General features: G+C 49.2%; 20 protein-coding genes. 11 read left to right on the top strand and 9 right to left on the bottom strand.

Annotated elements, in window-relative coordinates; all coding sequences use genetic code 11:
* Positions 1-23 precede the first annotated feature (23 nt).
* The 4 genes from AC1DLM_RS12835 to AC1DLM_RS12850 are packed head-to-tail and all read left to right on the top strand — an operon-like array spanning position 24 to position 3,564.
* The gene (locus AC1DLM_RS12835) at positions 24-863 is read left to right on the top strand and encodes an ABC transporter ATP-binding protein (RefSeq protein ID WP_477570149.1); all 840 of its coding nucleotides are present in this window, start codon (positions 24-26) and stop codon (positions 861-863) included.
* A complete protein-coding gene (locus tag AC1DLM_RS12840; RefSeq protein ID WP_477570150.1) occupies positions 796-1,551 on the top strand; it encodes an ABC transporter permease in 756 nt (251 codons plus the stop codon). Before AC1DLM_RS12835 ends, AC1DLM_RS12840 begins: the two co-directional genes overlap by 68 nt.
* A 36-nt stretch (positions 1,552-1,587) precedes the next feature.
* Positions 1,588-2,616 (top strand): ABC transporter substrate-binding protein, encoded by a 1,029-nt coding sequence (locus tag AC1DLM_RS12845; RefSeq protein WP_477570151.1) that lies wholly within the window; start codon positions 1,588-1,590, stop codon positions 2,614-2,616.
* 27 nt (positions 2,617-2,643) lie between these two features.
* Entirely contained in the window at positions 2,644-3,564 is a 921-nt protein-coding gene (locus AC1DLM_RS12850) for an MBL fold metallo-hydrolase (protein WP_477570152.1), read from the top strand.
* Between the two features lie 49 nt (positions 3,565-3,613).
* Here AC1DLM_RS12850 and AC1DLM_RS12855 read toward each other — a convergent pair whose 3' ends face one another.
* The 5 genes from AC1DLM_RS12855 to AC1DLM_RS12875 all read right to left on the bottom strand — a co-directional run bounded on the left by AC1DLM_RS12855 (position 3,614) and on the right by AC1DLM_RS12875 (position 9,066).
* On the bottom strand, positions 3,614-4,192 hold the full coding sequence (locus AC1DLM_RS12855) for a hypothetical protein (protein WP_477570153.1): 579 nt from the start codon (positions 4,190-4,192) through the stop codon (positions 3,614-3,616).
* 278 nt (positions 4,193-4,470) lie between these two features.
* Positions 4,471-5,859 carry a sensor histidine kinase gene (locus tag AC1DLM_RS12860; protein ID WP_477570154.1) on the bottom strand — a complete coding sequence of 463 codons (1,389 nt, stop codon included), beginning with the start codon at positions 5,857-5,859 and terminating at the stop codon, positions 4,471-4,473.
* Positions 5,853-6,548 carry a response regulator transcription factor gene (locus AC1DLM_RS12865; RefSeq protein ID WP_477570155.1) on the bottom strand — a complete coding sequence of 232 codons (696 nt, stop codon included), beginning with the start codon at positions 6,546-6,548 and terminating at the stop codon, positions 5,853-5,855. The genes AC1DLM_RS12860 and AC1DLM_RS12865 overlap by 7 nt, the downstream gene beginning before the upstream one ends.
* Before the next feature lie 152 nt (positions 6,549-6,700).
* A complete protein-coding gene (locus AC1DLM_RS12870; RefSeq protein WP_441989729.1) occupies positions 6,701-7,093 on the bottom strand; it encodes a histidine phosphatase family protein in 393 nt (130 codons plus the stop codon).
* 293 nt (positions 7,094-7,386) lie between these two features.
* Positions 7,387-9,066, bottom strand: a complete 1,680-nt coding sequence (locus AC1DLM_RS12875) for a glutamine--tRNA ligase/YqeY domain fusion protein (protein ID WP_477570156.1) — start codon at positions 9,064-9,066, stop codon at positions 7,387-7,389.
* Positions 9,067-9,149: 83 nt separating this feature from the next.
* On the opposite strand from AC1DLM_RS12875, the gene AC1DLM_RS12880 reads away from it, so the two are divergent.
* The gene (locus AC1DLM_RS12880) at positions 9,150-10,379 is read left to right on the top strand and encodes an aminopeptidase (RefSeq protein ID WP_477570157.1); all 1,230 of its coding nucleotides are present in this window, start codon (positions 9,150-9,152) and stop codon (positions 10,377-10,379) included.
* A gap of 66 nt (positions 10,380-10,445) precedes the next feature.
* Here AC1DLM_RS12880 and AC1DLM_RS12885 read toward each other — a convergent pair whose 3' ends face one another.
* Both AC1DLM_RS12885 and AC1DLM_RS12890 read right to left on the bottom strand, forming a co-directional pair.
* On the bottom strand, positions 10,446-11,306 hold the full coding sequence (locus AC1DLM_RS12885) for a hypothetical protein (protein ID WP_477570158.1): 861 nt from the start codon (positions 11,304-11,306) through the stop codon (positions 10,446-10,448).
* 74 nt (positions 11,307-11,380) lie between these two features.
* A complete protein-coding gene (locus AC1DLM_RS12890; protein WP_477570159.1) occupies positions 11,381-12,826 on the bottom strand; it encodes an amidase family protein in 1,446 nt (481 codons plus the stop codon).
* Positions 12,827-13,002: 176 nt separating this feature from the next.
* On the opposite strand from AC1DLM_RS12890, the gene AC1DLM_RS12895 reads away from it, so the two are divergent.
* The gene (locus AC1DLM_RS12895) at positions 13,003-13,944 is read left to right on the top strand and encodes a helix-turn-helix transcriptional regulator (RefSeq protein WP_477570160.1); all 942 of its coding nucleotides are present in this window, start codon (positions 13,003-13,005) and stop codon (positions 13,942-13,944) included.
* 309 nt (positions 13,945-14,253) lie between these two features.
* Complete coding sequence (locus tag AC1DLM_RS12900; RefSeq protein WP_477570161.1) at positions 14,254-14,754, top strand: DinB family protein; 501 nt, start codon at positions 14,254-14,256, stop codon at positions 14,752-14,754.
* Between the two features lie 612 nt (positions 14,755-15,366).
* Here the strand turns inward: AC1DLM_RS12900 and rpiA are convergent.
* Positions 15,367-16,029 carry a ribose-5-phosphate isomerase RpiA gene (gene rpiA, locus AC1DLM_RS12905; RefSeq protein WP_477570162.1) on the bottom strand — a complete coding sequence of 221 codons (663 nt, stop codon included), beginning with the start codon at positions 16,027-16,029 and terminating at the stop codon, positions 15,367-15,369.
* Between the two features lie 148 nt (positions 16,030-16,177).
* Here rpiA and AC1DLM_RS12910 point away from each other — a divergent pair, with 148 nt between their 5' ends.
* From AC1DLM_RS12910 to AC1DLM_RS12925, 4 genes are all read left to right on the top strand, one after another.
* Positions 16,178-17,032: an SDR family oxidoreductase gene (locus AC1DLM_RS12910; RefSeq protein WP_477570163.1), complete on the top strand. Its 855-nt coding sequence runs from the start codon at positions 16,178-16,180 to the stop codon at positions 17,030-17,032.
* A gap of 97 nt (positions 17,033-17,129) precedes the next feature.
* Complete coding sequence (locus AC1DLM_RS12915; protein WP_477570164.1) at positions 17,130-17,864, top strand: DUF421 domain-containing protein; 735 nt, start codon at positions 17,130-17,132, stop codon at positions 17,862-17,864.
* Positions 17,865-17,972: 108 nt separating this feature from the next.
* A complete protein-coding gene (locus AC1DLM_RS12920; protein ID WP_477570165.1) occupies positions 17,973-18,356 on the top strand; it encodes a hypothetical protein in 384 nt (127 codons plus the stop codon).
* Between the two features lie 318 nt (positions 18,357-18,674).
* Positions 18,675-19,790 (top strand): ATP-binding protein, encoded by a 1,116-nt coding sequence (locus AC1DLM_RS12925; RefSeq protein WP_477570166.1) that lies wholly within the window; start codon positions 18,675-18,677, stop codon positions 19,788-19,790.
* A gap of 98 nt (positions 19,791-19,888) precedes the next feature.
* On the opposite strand, the gene AC1DLM_RS12930 is transcribed toward AC1DLM_RS12925, so the two are convergent.
* Positions 19,889-20,476, bottom strand: a complete 588-nt coding sequence (locus tag AC1DLM_RS12930) for a TVP38/TMEM64 family protein (protein ID WP_477570167.1) — start codon at positions 20,474-20,476, stop codon at positions 19,889-19,891.
* Positions 20,477-20,572: the final 96 nt, after the last annotated feature.

Raw genomic sequence — 20,572 nt, forward strand, 5'->3', positions numbered from 1 at the left:
GCATCCGCCTGGAGGTTGACCACATGATAACGATAACGAATGTGAATAAATCCTTTTCGCAGCAAAAAGGCCATTCCTATACGGCTTTAGATCAAGTTTCTCTCACCATTGGGAAGGGAGAATTCGTCTCTGTGGTGGGACCCTCAGGCTGCGGGAAGTCCACACTTCTCAACCTAATCGCCGGATTCGAACAAGTGACTAGTGGCACGATTACCGTCAATGGGCAAAAGGTTACTGCGCCAGGGGCCGATCGAATTGTTGTTTTCCAAGAACACGGCTTGTTCCCTTGGCTTACCGTGCTTGATAATGTGGCCTTCGGTTTGAAACAAAAAGGGCTATCCAAGAAAGATCGCTATGCACTTGCTTCTGAACAAATTAAAGCCGTGCACTTGAGCAAGTYCATCGATCGGTATCCACATGAGTTGTCTGGCGGGATGAAACAAAGGGTAGCGATTGCCAGAGCGCTCGTTATGGATCCTGAGATCCTCTTAATGGATGAACCCTTTGCGGCATTGGATGAGCAAACGCGCTTCATTTTACTGAAGGATTTGGAAGAGATTTGGCTGAAAACCGGTAAAACCATCTTGTTCATTACGCATAACATTCGTGAAGCCATCATGTTATCCGATCGTGTTGTCGTGATGGGGACGCAGCCTGGCCGGGTTAAGAAAGAATTCACCGTGCAGGCTGCAAGACCTCATCAAAGCAGCGATCCGCTCATTCATGCTTTGGAGAGTAGAATTATGGAAGCTCTTACTGATGAGCTCGAGAAGGTAGTCAGAGAGGAGCTTGGCCATGCATACAGCCTTAAGAAGAACACTATTTCTAGTTCTGCTGCTGATCATATGGGAGTTGGGATTTAGAATTTTCCAGTGGGGATGGAAGTTTCCTTCACCGCTGCAAACCTTCCAGGCCTTCTATGATGGGTTTGTTCACGGGCACCTCTTAAGTGCCATTGGGGCTAGTCTCCGTCGTTTAATCATCTCATTTGCCATTTCCATTGGGATCGGGACGCTACTAGGTTATTTATTTGCTCGCTATCGCTATTTTGACGAGACCTTCGGCTTTGTCGTTGTTGCCCTCCAGACCGTCCCGAGTATAGCATGGCTGCCCTTCGCGATTATCTGGTTTGGCTTGAATGACACGGCGGTCATTTTCATTACGACCATTGGCGCCACATGGACGATGTCGATGGCCAGCCGCACAGGGATCATGAATATTTCGCCGATTCATCTGCGAGCTGCGCAAATGCTGGGAACAGGCAGCGGATACCGCTTGTTCTTTCAAGTGCAGCTGCCGGCGGCATTTCCCCATTGGATAACTGGGATTCGAGTCGCTTGGGCCTTCGCTTGGCKGGCGCTTGTAGCTGGCGAACTGATTGCCAAAGGTGTGGGACTTGGGCAAATGCTGCAGGACGGACGCGGACTTGGCGACACGGCAACGATCCTCTGCGTCGTCATCATCATCGCTGTGATCGGTACCATTTCGGATCATTTCTGTTTTAAACAACTAGAGGATCGGATCGTGCTTCGTTTTCAGCTTAAGAAATAAATGGCGTTTGCTAGAACCAAATAAGGGGGAATTAGTGTGAAAAAAATAGGTTGGATCATGAGTTTGGTCTTAGTCGTATCCTTGGTTTTGTCGGCCTGCGGCCAGAGTAAGGAAACCGCTTCAAGCGCTGTCAGTACGACTGTGAAAATTGGTATTTTGAAAAATGTCACCCATGCTCCGGGATTTGTTGCCCTGCAAAACAACTATTTCCAGGACGCTTTTGGTAAAAATGCCAAGATTGACGTCACAGCCTTTGACAATGGAGCAGATTTCGCAACAGCCATTGCTACGGACCAAATTGATATTGGCTATGTGGGGCCGGGCCCAGTCATCAATCAATATTTGAAAAGCAAAAATATCCGAGTTATTGCTGGCACGAATAACGGCGGCGCGGTATTGGTTGCACGCAAGGACGCAGGCATCAATTCCGTGAAGGATCTTGTCGGTAAAACAGTAGCCGTCGCTGCCAAAGGAGGCACGCCAGATCTGTCCCTTCGCTTGCTGCTCAAACAGGAAGGATTGAAAGTATCGACTGATACGTCAGGCGTACAAATCGTTACGCGTGCCCCGGCAGATACATTAGTTGCGATGCGCCAGAAAGAAGTGGACGCGACCTTAATTGCAGAACCTTGGGGTACACAGATCATCCAAGAGGGTTCCGGTACGATTTTAGTCGATTGGAACAAGATCCCGCCCAAAGACGGCAATTATCCATTAACAATTCTCGTAGCCAGCGATACGTTTCTGAAAGATCACCGTGATTTGGCCAAAAAAGCCGTGAAAGCCAACAAACAAGCCATCGATTTCATTCAGCAAAATCCGAACAAAGCCTATGAGCTGATTAGCGATGAATTGAAGCAATTAACGGGTAAAGGGATGGAGCCAGACCTTATCAAAGCAGCTCTCGACCATTTGAAATTAACCGAAAATATCACGTTAGAGGATATCAATGAGCAAGCTAAAGCCTCTTTTGATGCAGGGTATTTAAAAGTTAAAGCGGATGAGCTGGATTTCAGCAAATTCTTGGATTTATCGCTTTTGAATGAAGCGAGGAAAGAAAAATAAGCTGATATGACCGAGGAGGCCATTCATTTGTATATACAACCCCAAGAAAATCTATTGCCAGAGTATCATGAGCATATCAAAGTCATCATTCTTGGCACAGGTACACCGAGGGCCTTTTATGGCAGGGCGAAGGCAGGCGTCGTGATTCTCGCAGGCGATAAAGCCTTTCTATTCGATTGCGGAGGTGCGACCGTTGACCAGCTAATTAAGGCAGGAGTTATGCCGCAACGGATTTCGGATGTCTTTTTTACGCATCATCATAGTGATCATAATTCCGGGTTTTTCGATGTCTTCATCACGAGCTGGCGGACACATGTGATCGCGGATCGGGTTTTTGAGGGGCGGAAAGGTCCAATGAATGTCTACGGACCGACCACGACGAAGGAGATTATCGGTAAAATGAGAGCGTCTTTCGACTTCGACGTAAATCTTCGAGTGAACTATAACTTCTCCGCGGGTGAAGGGGCCGACATTCGTTATTTTGAAAGCAACGATGGTGTTGTTTACGATCAGGGTGGCGTTAAAATCACCGCTTTCGAAGTTGATCATAAACCTGTTGATCCTGCAATTGCCTACAAATTCGAATACAACGGCAAATCGGTTGTTATTTCGGGGGATACCATTCCGGTTGACAATATGATTAAACATAGTCGCGGTGCGGATTTACTTGTACACGAATCTTATAATAAAGCGTGGCTGGATGCGCTTATTGCCAAATTTCCTGAACAGACCATTGGTCTATCCAATCCGGCAAAGTATCATTCTACGACGCTGGAAGTGGCCGAGATTGCCCGAGAAGCAGGCGTAGCGCATCTAGTTCTTACCCACCACATTCCTGCACCTGCTGCCACTGAGGAGGCGGAATCTGCCTATACAGAAGGCATGAGGGATATCTATGATGGCCCAATCACGATGGCGAGAGATTTGATGGCATTTGACCTTTCTTAATATAAAGCGGCCTTGAGTTATGAGCTCAGGGCCGCTTTGTTTGCCACGTTTATTTTGCTGCTTTTTTCGCCCATTTCGCTTTCAGGGCACTTTCAATCTCCGCGTACACTTGCTCGGTTGTTTTACCATCCGTGGAGATGCCTAATTTGGCTGCCTTCTTGTTCACAGCCTCTGACTTCTTCGCTTGTTTCGCAGCTTTTTTAGCTTCTTTGGCCGCTTTCAAGGCTGCTTTGAGCTCCTTGTTCGTCAGCCCGTCCGTGCTCACGCCAAGCTTCGTTGCTTTCGCCTGAAGTTTCACCGTTACAGCGGCTTGGATCTCCGTTTTAAGCTGCTCCGCTGTCTTGCCATCTGTGGAGATACCCAATTTAGCTGCCGCCGCATTCAGATGCTCGGTATGTTTCGCCGTACCAGCCGCCTTCAGCTCTGTCTTGATCTCCTTGTTCGTTTTTCCATCCGTTGATATGCCAAAAGCTTGCGCTTTCTCTAGTAAAAGTTGCTTGATCGGATGAAACTTGCTTGTCGCAGACGCTGTCGCATCTCCTTGTACATTTTCAGCGAAAGCTGCCACTGGTACGGAACATACGATCGCACCTACCAACACTATTCCTGCTAACTTCTTCTTCAACATGTGGAATCACTCCTCGATTCGTTTATTAGCTGTGTACCTTACGAACCCTATCTTATCCCATAGTTATGTCATAAGTTTGTCATGCGTAGACATATTAAAGTACGAGTTCAAAAAGTCCGGTTTTCAGCACCGAGAAGATTGAAAGAAGCTAGGAAATGAGGAGCGGAGCGTAGTGTAAACTACGTGAGCACCGGAAGTTCCGGCTGAATTCAATATTCGATGTCGAATACGCTTCATGGACTACTTCGTGATTAAAAGTGGACTTTTTGAACATCCTCTTAGGTGATTGGCAAAAAGATTTTGAAAACTGTCCCAGCCCCCAGCTGCGACTCGGCACGAATCGAACCGCCATGTGCTTCGATAATGTGTTTACAAATCGTTAAACCCAGCCCTGCTCCAGCGCGATTGCGGCTTTCGTCTGCTTTGTAAAACCGATCAAAAAGATACGGCAGCTTCTCCGGCGAGATGCCCTGCCCATCATCCCATACCTCGATCCAACGCTCCTGCCTGACTGCTTTCACGCGGATCCCAGCTTGCGAGCCTTCTGGAATGTGATTGATCGCATTGTCCAGCAAGTTGATGAATACCTGCCTAAGTCGATCCGCGTCAGCCTTGACGGTATAGGGGGCCTCACTTTCTGCACTGAGCTCAATTCCCTTGCCTTTCGCCTTCATCTTCAGCTGTGTCACGACGAGTCCAATTAACTCCGGCAGATCAACGGCTTGCATCGTTAACTTTTCCTGCTTCTCCTCAAACGAGGAAAGCTCCAACAGATCATCTACCAAATGGCTTAACCGCAGTGTCTCCTGGAGGGAGATATCGATGAATTCCTTCGCATCTTCTGGCTCTACCACGCCATCGGTGATGCCCTGCAGAGAGGCACGAATTGTCGTCAGCGGGGTTCTGAGCTCGTGAGAAATTTCGGAGAGAAACCGCTTGCGGCCTTCTTCGACCTTCTGCAGCTTGCCGGCCATTCGGTTGAGTGAACCCGACAACGAGGCGATTTCATCTTTTCCGCGTACAGGCACCCTGCCGCTAAAATCCCCAAGCGCCAGTGCCTCCGCCGTCTTGCTCATTTGCTGCAGCGGCTTCACAAAGTGCCGCGACACAAAGTAAAGAAGTGCAATAGCCAGCAGCGCAACTACGAGGGCCGATACATAAATCGCACGATTAATTTCATTAATCGTACCTTGAATGTTCACGATAGGCGTATACAGAAAAATCGCCCCAACCACTCGGCTGTCCTGTAGGACTGGACGTCCGACGATCAGCATTTTGACATTGCTATTCTGTGCGAATGTACTCTTCACCGTCACCGGGTTACCGGAGAGTACCTTCTCCACCCAGCCCAGCCGGGCAGGAACTTCGCCTACAGCTTGGATTTTATCCAAGGTCGCTCGAGGATGACGAATGACCGAAACGCGGACATTGGAGGTTTTCTCCATGGCATTAATTTGCTTGCGGAAATCCTTCTGAGCCGTCGAATTATCGAACAAATCCTTCGCTAGCTCCTCCACTTGCTCTACTTTTTCCAGTAAAAGCTTCTCACTGCGGTCATACGTCTTCTGCTTCATTGTGTAACCAATTGCGCCCGAAATCGCTAGAATCGACACCACCGTAATGGCTATATATATAAATAATAGCTTGCGATAAAAGGAACTCAACATACGCCAGGTCCCTCAAACTTATAACCCACACCCCACACCGTGCGAATACTCCAATCCTCTTTCCCTGCTGTGAGCTTCTGTCTTAATCGTTTGATATATAAATCGACCACCCGGTCCTCACCTTCGAAATCCCACCCCCAGATTTTAGCGATCAGATCCTCGCGCGTGAACACTTGGTTCGGATTCCGTACGAAAAACAGCAGCAGCTCGTACTCTTTCTTCGGCAGTGCCACAACCTGCCCATCAACGGTTACCTCATGACCTAGGCTATCAATACGTAAGCTGCCTACCTCATACACGTTTGACGCAGGCGCAACTTGGGTGCGGAGCCCCGTCCGACGAAGGATTGTCGTTACCCGTGCGACCAGTTCATTCGGGTCAAAAGGTTTCACTAGATAGTCGTCGGCTCCCATCCGCAAGCCCTCCACGCGCTCATCCACGTGGCCTCGCGCCGTTAGCATCAGAATCGGCACATCGCTTTGTGCACGGACCATCTGACAGACCGACCACCCGTCGCGCTTCGGCAGCATAATATCCAGTACGATGAAGTCGGGCTGCAGCTCCTTGAACCGTGCGAGTGCCTGCTCGCCATCGTTCGCCGTTGCTACCTCRAAGCCATTCTTCTCCAGGTATAACTTCGTGATTTTACATATATTCAGATCATCGTMTACGACTAATACTAATGTCACGTGTGGTCACGCTCCCTAATTGAAACCATTATCCTTTTATTTTACTGGATAATTGTGATGAAAAAATTTCTTTTTTAGCACATACAAATAGAACAATCCTTCAGCTTCCTTCGGCTGCGATTGCTCTGTTTTATCGTTATATGTCGTTCATTTTATTCACGGTGTTCCCAGAGTCTTGTCACTTCCTCTAGTACGAGGTCATTAAATTGCATTTTATAAATATCAGGTTTCACGGTTTGATTCAAGAAATCGAATCCATATGTGGCATCAAAATGATTCATCATCAATGTCATAACGTTACCATGAGTGCCAATGGCTATCTTCTTCCCTTTATTTTCTTCTAGGATATTTCTCAATACGACCACCGCTCTTTGCTGGCAGGCTCTGTTAGACTCTCCACCTGGATAGGCATAATCAAAATCATCAAACATCCGTTTCATCTCAGACATGAACTTATCTTCAGGAATTGGATCATCTTCTCCAGAAAAATGTCTTTCCCGAAGATCCTCAAATATCTTAATCTCTTGTCCTAGTTCTTCAGCCAACCTGAAAACTGCTAATAGGCACCCTTTTTCCCGCCAATCTCCTAGCTAGTAGTAAATACTTGCGAAAATACAACCTTTTCTCCATAATCGCAGCGATTTCGGAGATTCTCCTCCAAATAACTGCCTATTTGCATTTTTCCTACCTTTTTCGCACAAAAAGCCCCATAAAAGTTGCACTTTTGCACTTTTGCTGGTTATCTAGGGCCCATAGCATAGCTCCMCTTTTTGCCGAGCTTAAACCAAAAACCCCCAAGCATCCGCTTGGGGGGCTGTTCTAACTATTTATCCGTTCGTTACACCACGAACGAGCTTTTCAACGAAACGATCAAGTTGAACACGGGATGATCAGGTGTTGTGTACTTCGGATCCACGTTGAAGTAGCCGTGGCGGAAGAACTGGAATTTATCCTGTGGGCTCACGCTCTTCATGTTGTCTTCGACGAAACCTTGCACGATTTGCAAGGAATTCGGGTTCACTTTATCCATGAAGGATTTCTCTTCTTCGTCTTCCTCGTCATCCAAGATCAGTGGCTCGTACAGGCGGAATTCCGCTGGTACAGCGCTTTTCGCGTCCACCCAGTGGATCGTGCCTTTGACTTTACGGCCGGTGAAGCCGCTGCCGCTCTTGGTCTCAACATCATAGGTGCAATGCAGCTCAACCACGTTGCCATCGGCATCCTTGATGAAGTCGTTGCATTTGATGAAGTAGGCGTTTTTCAAACGCACTTCGTTGCCGGGAAATAACCGGAAATATTTGGCCGGTGGATTTTCCATGAAGTCATCTTGCTCGATGTAGATCTCGCGGGAGAAGGGAATCATGCGATTGCCCATTTCCGGGTTCTCGGAGTTATTCTCTGCTTCCAGCATTTCCACGCCATCCTCGGGATAGTTGGTGATGACGACTTTGAGCGGATTCAGCACGCCCATCGTGCGCATCGCCTTCAGCTTCAAATCCTCGCGGATGAAGTGATCCAGCATGCGAGTGTCAACAACACTGCCACCGCCGCCTTTGGATACGCCAAGCTCACGAACAAAATTGCGAATCGACTCTGGCGTCAGGCCTCTACGGCGCAGACCTGATATAGTTGGCATTCGTGGATCGTCCCAACCGTCAACAGCTTTCTCGTCGACGAGTTGTTTCAGCTTTCTTTTGCTCGTAACAGTATTCATTAAGGAGATACGGGCGAATTCATATTGTCTCGGCACATTCGGCATCTCACACTCACGAATTACCCAGTCGTAGAACGGACGTTGATCCTCGAACTCACTTGAACAAAGCGAGTGCGTGACACCTTCAATCGCATCTTCCAGTGGGTGCGCGTACGTGTACATCGGATAGATGCACCACGCATCTCCTGTGTTATGGTGATGTGCGTGAAGAATACGGTAGATGACCGGGTCTCTCAGATTAATATTCGGCGCAGACATATCAATTTTGGCACGCAGCACACGCTCGCCGTCTTTGAACTCACCAGCACGCATACGCTCAAATAGGGACAAATTCTCCTCTATCGTGCGTTCACGATACGGACTGTTTGTTCCTCCTTGCGTCAGTGTTCCACGCGTTTCACGGATTTCATCCGCAGATTGGTCGTCTACATAAGCCAGCCCTTTGCGAATCAAAACTAATGCTCGGCTATACATTTCTTCAAAATAGTCAGAAGCAAAGAAAAGCCCGTCCCATTTAAAGCCTAGCCATGCTACGTCTTCTTTAATGGACTCCACATATTCGACATCTTCCTTGACCGGATTCGTATCATCAAATCGAAGGTTCGTTAGTCCATTGAAATCATCCGCAATTTCAAAGTTCGTACATATCGCCTTTGCATGTCCTATATGAAGGTAACCGTTCGGCTCCGGGGGAAATCGGGTCACGACCTGACTGACTTTGCCTGATTTCAAATCTTCGTTTACAATGTTCTTAATGAAATTTGATATTGCGCTTACGTTAGCTTCAGCGTTTTTCGTTTCCATATGTGCCCAGCCTTTCTCCCACGGGTTAAAGTTTTATTTTCTATCATACATTAATGGTACTCAAATATAAAGGAGACAAAGAGATGGAATCATTCGAGCATTACTTAGATCAATATGCAGAGCTTGCGATACGCGTCGGATTAAATGTACAAAAGGATCAAACCGTTGTCATCACGACACCGATTGCTTGTGCGGATTTCGTTCGTAAGCTGGCAAAGAACGCCTATGAAGCAGGCGCTAAGGACGTTGTAGTGGATTGGGATGACGATGAAGTGAAGGCGCTCCGCCTCAAGAACGCTTCCGAAGATACCCTGAAGACTTACCCTATGTGGCGGGCAACTGGCATGGAGGAAATGGCGAAGGAGGGCGCTGCATTCCTGTCCATTTATGCGCCTAACTCGGACTTGTTCAAGGAAGTCGCTCCTGAACGTGTCGCGATGTCCGGTAAAGCAGCAGCAACTGCACGCGCAGGCTTCCTTTCCTATATGCGCAACAACAAGGTCAACTGGTTGATGGTCTCTTATCCAACGGCCGAATGGTCAGCGAAGGTATTCCCGAATTTGAGCGAATCCGAGCGGATTACACAGCTGTGGGAGCAAATTTTCAAGCTGACACGTGTAGACAAAGCAGATCCTGTTGCGGCATGGAAAGAGCATATTGCTACATTGACCGCGAAACAGAATATGCTGAACAACCAGAAGTATAAGCAGCTTCATTTCCAATCACCAGGAACCGACTTATACATAGAACTAGCACCTAAGCATCAATGGGTGGCTGCAGGCAGTGAGACCGAGAGCGGCATTTTCTTCGTACCGAACATCCCTACGGAGGAAGTGTTTACGATGCCAGCCCGTAACGGCACGAACGGTACAGTGCGCAGCACGCTGCCGCTGAGCTACCAAGGCTCATTGATTGATGGCTTCTCCCTAACCTTCAAGGATGGCCGCGTCGTCGAGGCAACCGCAGAAGTGGGGCAAGAAGTGTTGAACAACATGCTGAATATGGATGGAGGCGCTCGTTATTTGGGTGAAGTGGCACTCGTGCCCTATGACTCGCCTATCTCACAATCAGGCCTCATCTACTACAACACACTTTTCGATGAGAATGCTTCCTGTCACGTCGCGCTCGGCAATTCCTACCCGTTCACGATTGAGGGTGGAACGACGATGAGTGCCGAGGAGCTTGAGGCAAATGGCTATAACAAAAGCTTAATCCACGTGGATTTCATGATTGGTTCCAAGGATATGGCGATTGACGGAATATTGGCAGACGGCACGCGTGAGCCAATATTCCGCAATGGGAACTGGGCATAAGCCCACATGAATGAAAGACCGCCCCTACATGGAAATATTTCCGTGTAAGAGCGGTCTTTGTCGCATCTAGTCCTCGTCTTCAAGACTCGGTACACGCACCATGCTGGTCGTCAAGGTTTGCTTAACAGCCGCTTCCTTCAGCTTCCATTGCCCTTTGTGCCATTTCCACACCGAAGTGACATAGCCTAGTGTGTCCGCATTCGCGATACCTGTGATGCGTTGAACGCCTTTCAACTCACAGAAACCATCTCGGTCCACATCGACAGGCTTCAACAGGCTGTATGCATCCACATTAACAATGATTGGCTTCACCATTTTCCCTTGGTTGTAAATGCCAAATTGCTCATATGCCTCCTTGCGATCCGCAATATCGAGGGTGAAGGATTTGCCGGTCTCCTCGATTTTCATTTTCACCTTATAATTATTCTTAAAGGTTGCTTTGACATGCAGCGGTTCCGGCATCGGGATCGCAGTGGGTACGTTATTTTTGAGCGAATAGATGTAATTCGAGGTAAACCCGCCACTGCCGCCGGTATCGGAGGTCACATAAATCTGAGGTAGCTTGTCATGGATAAAATCACAATAATCCATCTTCGGATTATATCCGCCTTCCAGCGGAATCACGACCTGCGCCTGGCCTTGTCCAGTGACGGAGATAAACAGCTTGTCATAATAGGGGCTGTTCAGGTCTGATTTCAGACCGACAAGGGAGACCATATCTAATTTGCCATCGCCGGTGACATCAATCTCACGCGTCTGGATAAGCTGACCTTGCCCACTCTGTGGAGGCGCTAGTTGTGAGGGGGGTGGAGGCACCTCTTGCGTGAAGGCCTCTGCCGTTCCACCAAAGCTTAAAGCGCAGCTCAAGAGCATACCCATCGTTGCTGCACGCAGTGGGATTATAAAACCTTTTCTAAACCGAGACATTGTTCGCACTTCCCATCATGGAATTAATTTCGGTTTATTATTCCAAATTTTCCAATAAGGTATGCAGATTCTAACTACAAAATAGGCGGTTTGCGATAAAGCGTCGCCTGTTCGAACGCATACGCAAGCTTAATCAGCGTCGACTCACTATAGGCTCCTGCTGCAAACAGGACACCCATTGGCCCTTTGCTTGTGTAACCAGCGGGTACAATCAGCAGTGGATAGCCTGCCCTGGCGGCAATATCCTCGCCTTCATCTTTGGGAAAAAACAACGCATCTAGTTGATACGTGTGAAGGGCATGATCGATCCCTTGTGCTCGTGTGAGCTCCTGATATCTATGTAGACTCGTCAAATATGTCTCTTCGGTAAGCGTTCCGTTCGCATCCTCTGACCAAATCAGCGTATCCTGCCCATAGACCAGCGCCTGATCGGCATGCCTTTCATTGAACGCAATAACCTCTTCTAAGGAATGAACAGGTGTCTTGGACGGATCTAGCTTGGCCAGGTAGGCGTTGAGATCTCTTTTGAATTCGTAGAGCAGTACGTCGTAGTTCCAGACAGCATCTTGGCAAGGAAGCACCACATCATCAATGACAATCGCACCTTCGTCGCGCAAAACTTGAATAGCTCGCTCGGCAAGCTGCCGTTCTTCCTCATCCAACTGCTGATAATACCAACGTGGAATCCCTATTCTGGCTTGATGAAGCCCTCGGTGATCGAGATAGGGGGTATAATCCCGGTGGCCCTGACCGTCGCTAGCTATACTATGTGCATCCGAAGCGTCAACACCTGTCATAATGCCAAGCAGCACAGCCGCATCCCTCACAGTTCTCGTCATTGGCCCCGGTGTATCCTGGCTACTGGCAAGCGGAATAATGCCCGAGCGACTTAACAGGCCAACCGTTGGCTTCAAGCCGACAAGACTGTTATGCCCCGCTGGATTGACGATAGATCCAGACGTTTCCGTACCGATCGCTCCCACTGCAAAATGCGCCGCAACCGCCGCACCAGATCCCGAACTGGATCCTCCAACTTCGAAAATGCCAGGCCCATACGGATTGGCCACCTGTCCGCCTCTTGAGCTATAGCCCGATGGCATCGCCACCGCCATGAAATTCGCCCACTCTGTCATATTCACCTTGCCTAACAACACCGCACCAGCGTCACGCAACTTGGCAGCGATATATGCATCTTCTGTCGCCACATGCTCCGCCAAACAAATCGACCCAGCACTTGTGTGCATCCGGTCAGCCGTCTGAATATTGTCTTTGAGCAAAATCGGAATGCCATGAAGAGGCCCCCGACTGCCACTTGATACACGTTCTCGATCTAACATTTCCGCGATCTCTATTGCATCTGGATTCAGCTCCAGCACCGCATTAATTTTGCAGTTATAGGTATTAATTCGCTCCGTATAGTAAACAACCAAATCTACAGAGTTGATTTCTCGCCGTTCCATCGCAAGTTGAAGTGTGACAATATCTGCATTTGTCATCCATTCGTCCGTAATAAGTGTCATCAACAACCGCCACCTCTCAACTATTTATGCTACACTTATTCCCTAGGTTTTCGGGTTTACCTTCTTTGAAACGGAGATTTCCTAGCAGCTTCCGGCAAAGTGGGCAACAAGGGATTTTCCTCTGTATAATTGAATAAGGAATGAAGAATACGACCAGAATTTATGAGGTGTTCCTTTTGAAAATAGATCGTTTACTCGCCATCACCATGCTGCTGCTCAATCGTCGCCGTATTAGTGCCAAAGAGCTTTCCGAGCGGTTTGAGGTGTCTTTGCGCACCATTTATCGGGATGTGGAGGCTATTAACCAAGCTGGCATTCCGGTTGTTTCCTATGCGGGACTCAGCGGTGGTTATGAAATCATGGACCAATATCGGCTAGATCGACAGTTTCTGTCCTTGGAAGAGCTGCAATCGATCATCACGGGCCTCAAAGGAATTCGCGCTTCCGTCCCCGACCAAGAAATCAGCAATCTGCTGGATAAAGTCGGCGCACTCGTCGCCAAATCCGAGCAACCCGATGCAGCCAGACTGGGCAACCAGCTTATTCTTGATATGAATCCATGGAGCAGTGGGCATCAAAATACAGAGCAGCTGACAGCTCTTCGCACCGCAATTAAGGAGACAAGACTCGTCACCTTTTCCTATCTTTCATCGCAAAGCGAACCGTCCGTGCGAACCGTAGAACCTATGGGCATCGTGGTCAAAGGCTTCGGTTGGTATCTGTACGGCTACTGCTTGCTGCGTGAGGATTTCCGGGTTTTTCGCTTATCCCGCATGAATGGCATCGACGTGCTTTCCCAAACATTCGAACGCAAACAAGAAACGTTGGAGAAGCTTGATTATCGTCGAGGCCAAAGAGACCCTTCCACCCTCATTACGCTCGTGCTGCACGCGCAACCGAATGTTAGGGCACAGATCGAAGACTATTTCCGACCTGAGGATGTGACCATTCAGTCCGATGGAACACTCATGATTAGAGCGACGCAGCCCGATGAACCTTGGCTGCATGGCATGCTGCTTGGCTATGGTCCAAACCTGCGTATTCTAGAACCCGCGCATATCGCAGCCATCGTCAAAGAAAAGGCCGAAAAAATAGTCGCCCTCTATTCGAATCACTGACACGCTGTTGTCAGCATTGTTTGTCTATACTAGGGATATGAGGTGTGCGTATCAACCAAGAGCAAGCATCTATATGAAACTCTGCCCCTTCTGACAACGTATCCATACAGGAATGCATGCTAGATGCCAGGTTCTTTGGAGACAAGACCGAAGTCCTCTGGGGAAAAGACCAAACACATGCTAAAGATGCCAGTTTTTCTGGCGAAAAAGACCAAGACCATGCTAAAAAGATGCCAGTTTACTGGCAAAAAAGACCAAAACCCATGCTGCCAGTTTTTCTGGMGAAAAACTTTGAGGAGGACAACCCCCATGATCAAAATGATTGAAGATTTCGCAACCGAATATGCCCGAGAAGCGCAAGGCACCCAGCGCGTCATGGACGCCCTAACGGATGCTTCCCTTGCTCAGAAAATTACACCTGAACTCCGTTCACTTGGACAAATTGCTTGGCACATCGCCACAACGGTCCACGAGATGCTATCCCGCACGGGACTGACCTTCGCTGCACCTGAAGGGGAAGAGCTTGCTCCCGCTTCTGCCCAAATCATCGCTGACACCTACCGCACCTCTGCTGCCGCAGCCATCGAAGCGATTCAGTCGCAATGGACAGATGCGAAGTTGTTCGAAACAAGCGATATGTATGGCGATCAGTGGCCTAACGGGCTTACACTGCGCGTCCTCATCTCCCATGAAATTCATCACCGCGGTGAAATGATCGTCTTGATGCGCCAAGCGGGATTGCGCGTTCCCGATATTTATGGTCCAACAAGGGAGAGTTGGGTTGAGATGGGTATGCAGCCTTTGGTGTAGATGTTGTCTTTGCAGGCTCAACACCACCATGTACACCTGCTTACGCCTATTCGTCCTCTGCCCCAACGGCTGAGTGACAGGTAGCGTACACCCATTCGCATGGATAACCTTGCACAACTGACTGATACATTCGCACACCCTTTCGCCCTAGTGTTGGAGCTACAAGTTGACTGCATCCAATCTAACACTTCCTTCGCCCTATCGACGGAGTGACAAGTTGAATAGGCCCATCTCCCTCCGCTCTAGTGGCGGAGCTCATGTAACCCACACCCAATCTACACCCCTCCGCCCTAGTGGCAAGTTCCTGTAGAATAGATGGGTTTTCTGTAGCTAATTTCAGCGGAATGAGCCTTTTGAGACGAATAACTGGATTTCCTACAGCTAATCTGAAGCATTTGATCCAGAATGGCGCCTAACGGCTGAAATAGCGGGAGTTTTTCCAGTTAATCTGCGAATTGGTTGAAATACGACAGAATTAGCTGGAGGTTTTCCAGTTATTTCTTAAAATACGACAATCGAGACTTCTAAATCTCGACTTTAACACAGAAGAGTTGCCCCACAAATCATCAGAGACATGTGGAGCAACTCTTTTTTATTTGGCGTGTTATTTACCTACAATTTCCCCACCGAACCCTCCTTATACCCGACAATCACCTGGCTCGCCAATCCGATAAAAAGCCCATTCTCCACAACACCCGGAATCCCGTTAATTGCTCGATGAAGCTCTGCAGGGCTTGGGATGCTGGCAAACTGACAATCGATAATATAATTCCCGTTGTCCGTCACAAATGGCTGACTCTCAGCAACTCTAACCATGGGCTCGCAGCCAAGCGCTCGGAGTTTTCGAATCGTCAGTTCATAGCCAAATTTAACAACTTCAACAGGTAGTGGAAATGCGCCAAGCTGCGCAACAACTTTACTTTCATCGACCACAATAATCAGCTTCTTACTTGAAAATGCGACGATTTTCTCCCGCAGCAGCGCGCCTCCCCCACCTTTAATTAAGTGCCAATCTGGATCGACTTCGTCGGCTCCATCTATCGTGACATCGATTTCTGAGATATCTGCAAAAGGAATAAGCGGGATGCCTAACTCCTTAGCCAAGTTCTCTGAGGCGACTGAGGTCGCAACAGCCTGAATGTGCAGGCCGTTTTGCACCCGAGCACCAAGCCCTTGGATCGCCCAGTAGGCAGTAGATCCTGTCCCCAAACCGACAATCATCCCATCTTGGATCTCCATAATAGCTAGCTCTGCTGCTGCTTTTTTCGCTTCCACGTGTGCACGCTCCTCACTTCCACTGATTGAATTCTATCCAACTAGTTTAACATAAAAAGAAAACCCCAATGCAGCATCGTTAGCGCAATATAGTAAGCGGGGATTCTTCTCATGGGCTATACTGGAAGTAAAAGGGAGGCGATCCGCGATGCACAATAAAACGGTACTCATCACCGGAGCTAACTCCGGCATGGGCCTTGCCACAACGGTAGCAGTGGCCAAGCTAGGCGCCAACGTCATCATGCTTTGCCGCAGCAAACAAAGAGGCGAGCAGGCGCTCGTAGAAGCACGACGCCAGAGCGGCTCCGAGCTCATCGAGCTGATGCTCTGCGACCTCGCTTCGCTTGCGAGCATTCGAGCCTTTGCGGAGGCGTTTCTAGCTAAGCACGACGAGCTCGACGTGCTCGTGAACAACGCTGGCGTCGTCACCGTGAAGCGAAAAACCACAGCAGATGGCTTCGAGTCCATGATGGGTGTCAACCATCTCGGCCACTTCCTGCTGACCCAGCTTCTGCTGGACGCTATCATCCGCGCTCCGCAGGGGCGGATCGTCAATGTCTCCTCCGGCGCCCACAAAATCGGGCGCATCGATTGGGCCAACCCTCACCTGCAGCGAGGGTTCCGGGTCTGGAACGGATACGCCCAGTCGAAGCTGGCGAATATCTTGTTCACCCGCGAGCTCGCGAAGCGGCTCGCAGGCACTTCTGCCACGGCCAACTCGCTCCATCCGGGAGCCGTGGCCACGAACATCGGTGTCGATCGCGACACCGGGTTTGGGAAGGCCGTGCATGCGATGATGCGGCCGTTTTTCTTGACGGCGGCGCAGGGCGCGGATACGGCGGTGTTTTTGACCACAAGCCCTGATGTGCAGACGGTCAGCGGCGAGTACTTCTACAGGCGGGTGATTGCGCCTGTTTCCGCCCGAGCTAAGGACGACGCGCTAGCTCGTCAGCTCTGGGATTGGAGCGAGGAGCAGGTCGGACTCACCAACGACAAGCACTAGATCATCGGGCCTGCTCCCCTGCAAACCGCGGATAGCTGATCCCATACAAGGCTACGTTATAGGGAGCATTTACCTTATGTTGGGAGATTGACGACCCTTGGACTTCTTTCGCAGTCAAGAATCACTGACCACCATACAGTGGATTTTACGTGCCGTCGTAGGCTACTTTTTCCTGCTTATTACCGCCAAAGCATTAGGCCAACGCTCGATCTCTCAACTCCGCTTTCTCGATTTCGTAATCGCCCTTATTCTAGGTAATATCATGGCACACCCGCTCTCGGATGTGCACCTAGCTTTAACAGGCTCCATGATCACTACCGTTGCGCTCGTCGTACTATATCTCACAACCTCTTGGCTGAGTCTAAAATGGAACTTCCTCAAACATCTCTTTGAACCGTCACCCCTGACGCTTATTGAACACGGAAAACTTCGCATGGGCGGCCTGCGCAAAGCCAAAATCTCAGTCGACCACCTCTTCTCGGAGCTTCGCAAGCAACAAGTGGAGGATATCCAGAAAGTGGCGCTAGCATTGTGGGAGCCCKGTGGGATGGTTTCCGTATTCCTCGAGCCGCAGCATCAAACGGTAACCGCCAAAGATATGGCAATTCCCAGCGCCCCTTTCTCTCTCGTGAAGCAACTGATCATACAAGGCGCCTATGATAAAAAGCTGCTCGCGCAGCAAGGGAAAGATCTGGCTTGGCTGGAGGCGCAGATGAAGGCCGCACATGCTCAACTCGAGCACGTCGTGCTCGCTACGATAGACAATCAAGATCAGGTCCGCGTATACACGGAATTGGAAACGCAAGGAAGGGACGAATTAACGCTGCATTAAGCGTTGGTTCGTCTTTTTTGTGGCTTGATTGGTCCAATCAAACTCATTCTTGGCTACTTGTCAGAACGGTACACTGGATACATCCAATGTAGCGCGCGGAGGTTGGGATTGGTTGGGGTTCCGGTTCAAGTTCCGGTTGCGATCCGGCTTGGGGTTGGGCGAAATTTTGATTTGACTGAGGTTGAATTCAGGCGAGGTTGTGGTGTGGCTGAGGTTCGGGTTCGGGTTCGGGTTCCGGTTGCGATCCGGCTTGGGGTTGGGCGAAATTTTGGTTTGATTGAGGTTGAATTCTGGCGAGGTTGTGGTATGGCCTGCCGTTCGGGTTTGATGTGGATTGGTGAACATGCTGAACGGTTGAAATTTCGAATTCTTGCTGCACATGTGTCTTTAAGTAGCATCGCCTTTCCTTTGGCATCCTTGGCCTCTCGTCAGCTTCCTCCCATAGGTCCCCTCGCGGGCTTACAAAACTTTAGATGGATTTCCTACAGTTAATTTTCTCGTTTACGGCCATGTTCCTGAACTAGATGGAAAAACTCCATCTAATTCCTCAACATTCCCCACATTCGGCGTAAATGCTCGAATTTAGCTGTACTTTTTCCAGTTAATCGCCTCAAAGTGGGTTTCACAGCAAAAGTAGCTACATATAATCCAGTTATTTTTAATTCCTCACTGTTGCCTTGCCCTCAATTAGGCCGGGGAGGTTCATCGGTCTTGCAGTCAATTATTGTATTCCCCCGCCCTTGCCTCGGACAGCCATATTATGTTATTATTTAATTACGTAATTAAATAATTTATGTGAGGTGATCTTTTTTGACCACAACGCGAGATTATGGCACCGAGCTAGATGCTTTGAAAGCACAAATGAACCAACTGGGTCAGCTGGTTCAGCAATTACTGAAAAGGGATGCACAGGAGCATTCCCCTATCAATACATCTACCAAAGAAGCTCCTGCCTCCGCTGAGCTAGGCCGTTTGTTTTATTCCGGGCAGTATCGGGGAGAGAATGCGAGCTACCGTTGGGAGCCGCAGGACAAACAAGTCAGCCAGTTACTCTTACTCGATGGCGATAAATCGGCCAAAGTATTGGGAGCCCTTGCGCATAAGCAGCGTTTGGATATTTTGCGATTAGTATTACAGGAGCCACTAACGGGACCTGAGCTTGTGGAACGCTTGAATATGGGCACGACGGGGCAGCTTTATCATCATATGAAAGCCTTAGTTGGCGCGGATTTGCTCGTGCAAGAAGAGCGAGGCGGAACGTATGCAATTCCTGGTCATCGCGTACTTCCTCTGCTTTTACTCTTCGCAGCTACTTCGGATCTGATGGATACAACCGACTACATCGCGATGACGGAGGCACGTACGAATGCTCCTGATTACCTAGGCGGCGCCGCTGATGCCTATAACCCACACCTGCTGCTTTGGGCTGTCGTGGAGAACTGCCTGTTGGAACATCAGCATGGTACATGTACGGAGGTTAGTCTCATTGCGCATGAGGATGGCAGTATAACAGTCTCGGACAATGGCCGTGGCATTCCTGTTCAGGCCTTACCTGATGTAGAATTACTTCGTGTTCAGTCTGTTCTGACGGATATGAACCACCTACGTGGAAGTGCCCAGTTCTTCGCCCCTGGCAGTGAGAAAGGCATCAGCATGCCGATCGTCAACGCACTCTCCCTTAAGCTTTCCGTTACCATCAAGCGGGATGGGCGCGTTTATCAGCAACACTATAAGCATGGCATCCCTCAGAGCGAAGTCCATACGGTGGGTGTGACGAAGGAAACTGGAACGAGCGTGACATTTTTGCCTGATCGCGCAATTTTCAGCCAGTCGTTTGACCTCCGTCTAATACAACAACAGGCCGCCGAGCTGGCAGCCAACTATCCCAACTTAACTCTGTGTGTGTTGAGCGACTCCAACGAATAGTTCTTTACTATGCACAAAGACCCCGCCTCTGCTCAGGCTTCGCTCCCTGTAATCGGGAAACGAGCCTGCTGCAAGGCGGGGTATCCTGCGGTATCCAATTACATAAACCGCTTTTCTACCTTTTTGCTAATAAATAAAGAAATCGCAATGAATAAGGCCACATAAATAAGCTGATAGGGATGATCCATGAACCGCTTCAGATCGTAGCCAATAAAACTAACCGACATGACCATCACCGCTTTCCCCGTAGCAACCGCCACTAAGAAGGAGCGGAAACGCATTCGCACCAGCCCCGCCGCCATATTAATAACTACGAAAGGTCCCAGAGGAAATAGACTAAGGATAAAGACATAATTGAACGCTTGGTGCCGCGCCCAGTTGAGGCTTTTTTGGACGTTCGGTTTCTGCGACCAGCGCACGAGATAGGGGTGGCCGGCCACCTTTTTCACAATCGCAAACGTCACCAAGCAACCGCAGACAATGCCGATCCAAGAGTACAGAAAACCGAGCCACAGCCCATACACAGCCGCATTTACGCTAATGATCACCAATGTTGGGAGCGGTGGAATGAAAGATTTCATAAAAGGAAGCAGCAGCCCAGGCAATGGACCGAATGAACGGTACTTGTCCAAAAGCAGCATCAGATTCTCTTCGGTTAAATAAGATAAGAGCTCTTTGATATCCATATGGCGTGAAAAGTCGACAAGTTTCGACGTTTCCTCTCCTCTCGTTCATATGGCACGATTATAGCACGACAGCCCCAATCCACGCACGGTTGAAGC

It is taken from the genome of Paenibacillus sp. 01T442 (genome assembly GCF_056398345.1).

Excerpts from the sequence above, each read along its gene's own strand:
- AC1DLM_RS12855 (WP_477570153.1), bottom strand. The coding sequence starts at position 4,192 with ATGTTGAAGAAGAAGTTAGCAGGAATAGTGTTGGTAGGTGCGATCGTA.
- AC1DLM_RS12860 (WP_477570154.1), bottom strand. The coding sequence starts at position 5,859 with ATGTTGAGTTCCTTTTATCGCAAGCTATTATTTATATATATAGCCATT.
- AC1DLM_RS12875 (WP_477570156.1), bottom strand. The coding sequence starts at position 9,066 with ATGGAAACGAAAAACGCTGAAGCTAACGTAAGCGCAATATCAAATTTC.
- AC1DLM_RS12880 (WP_477570157.1), top strand. The coding sequence starts at position 9,150 with ATGGAATCATTCGAGCATTACTTAGATCAATATGCAGAGCTTGCGATA.
- AC1DLM_RS12885 (WP_477570158.1), bottom strand. The coding sequence starts at position 11,306 with ATGTCTCGGTTTAGAAAAGGTTTTATAATCCCACTGCGTGCAGCAACG.
- AC1DLM_RS12890 (WP_477570159.1), bottom strand. The coding sequence starts at position 12,826 with ATGACACTTATTACGGACGAATGGATGACAAATGCAGATATTGTCACA.
- AC1DLM_RS12900 (WP_477570161.1), top strand. The coding sequence starts at position 14,254 with ATGATCAAAATGATTGAAGATTTCGCAACCGAATATGCCCGAGAAGCG.
- AC1DLM_RS12910 (WP_477570163.1), top strand. The coding sequence starts at position 16,178 with ATGCACAATAAAACGGTACTCATCACCGGAGCTAACTCCGGCATGGGC.
- AC1DLM_RS12930 (WP_477570167.1), bottom strand. The coding sequence starts at position 20,476 with ATGGATATCAAAGAGCTCTTATCTTATTTAACCGAAGAGAATCTGATG.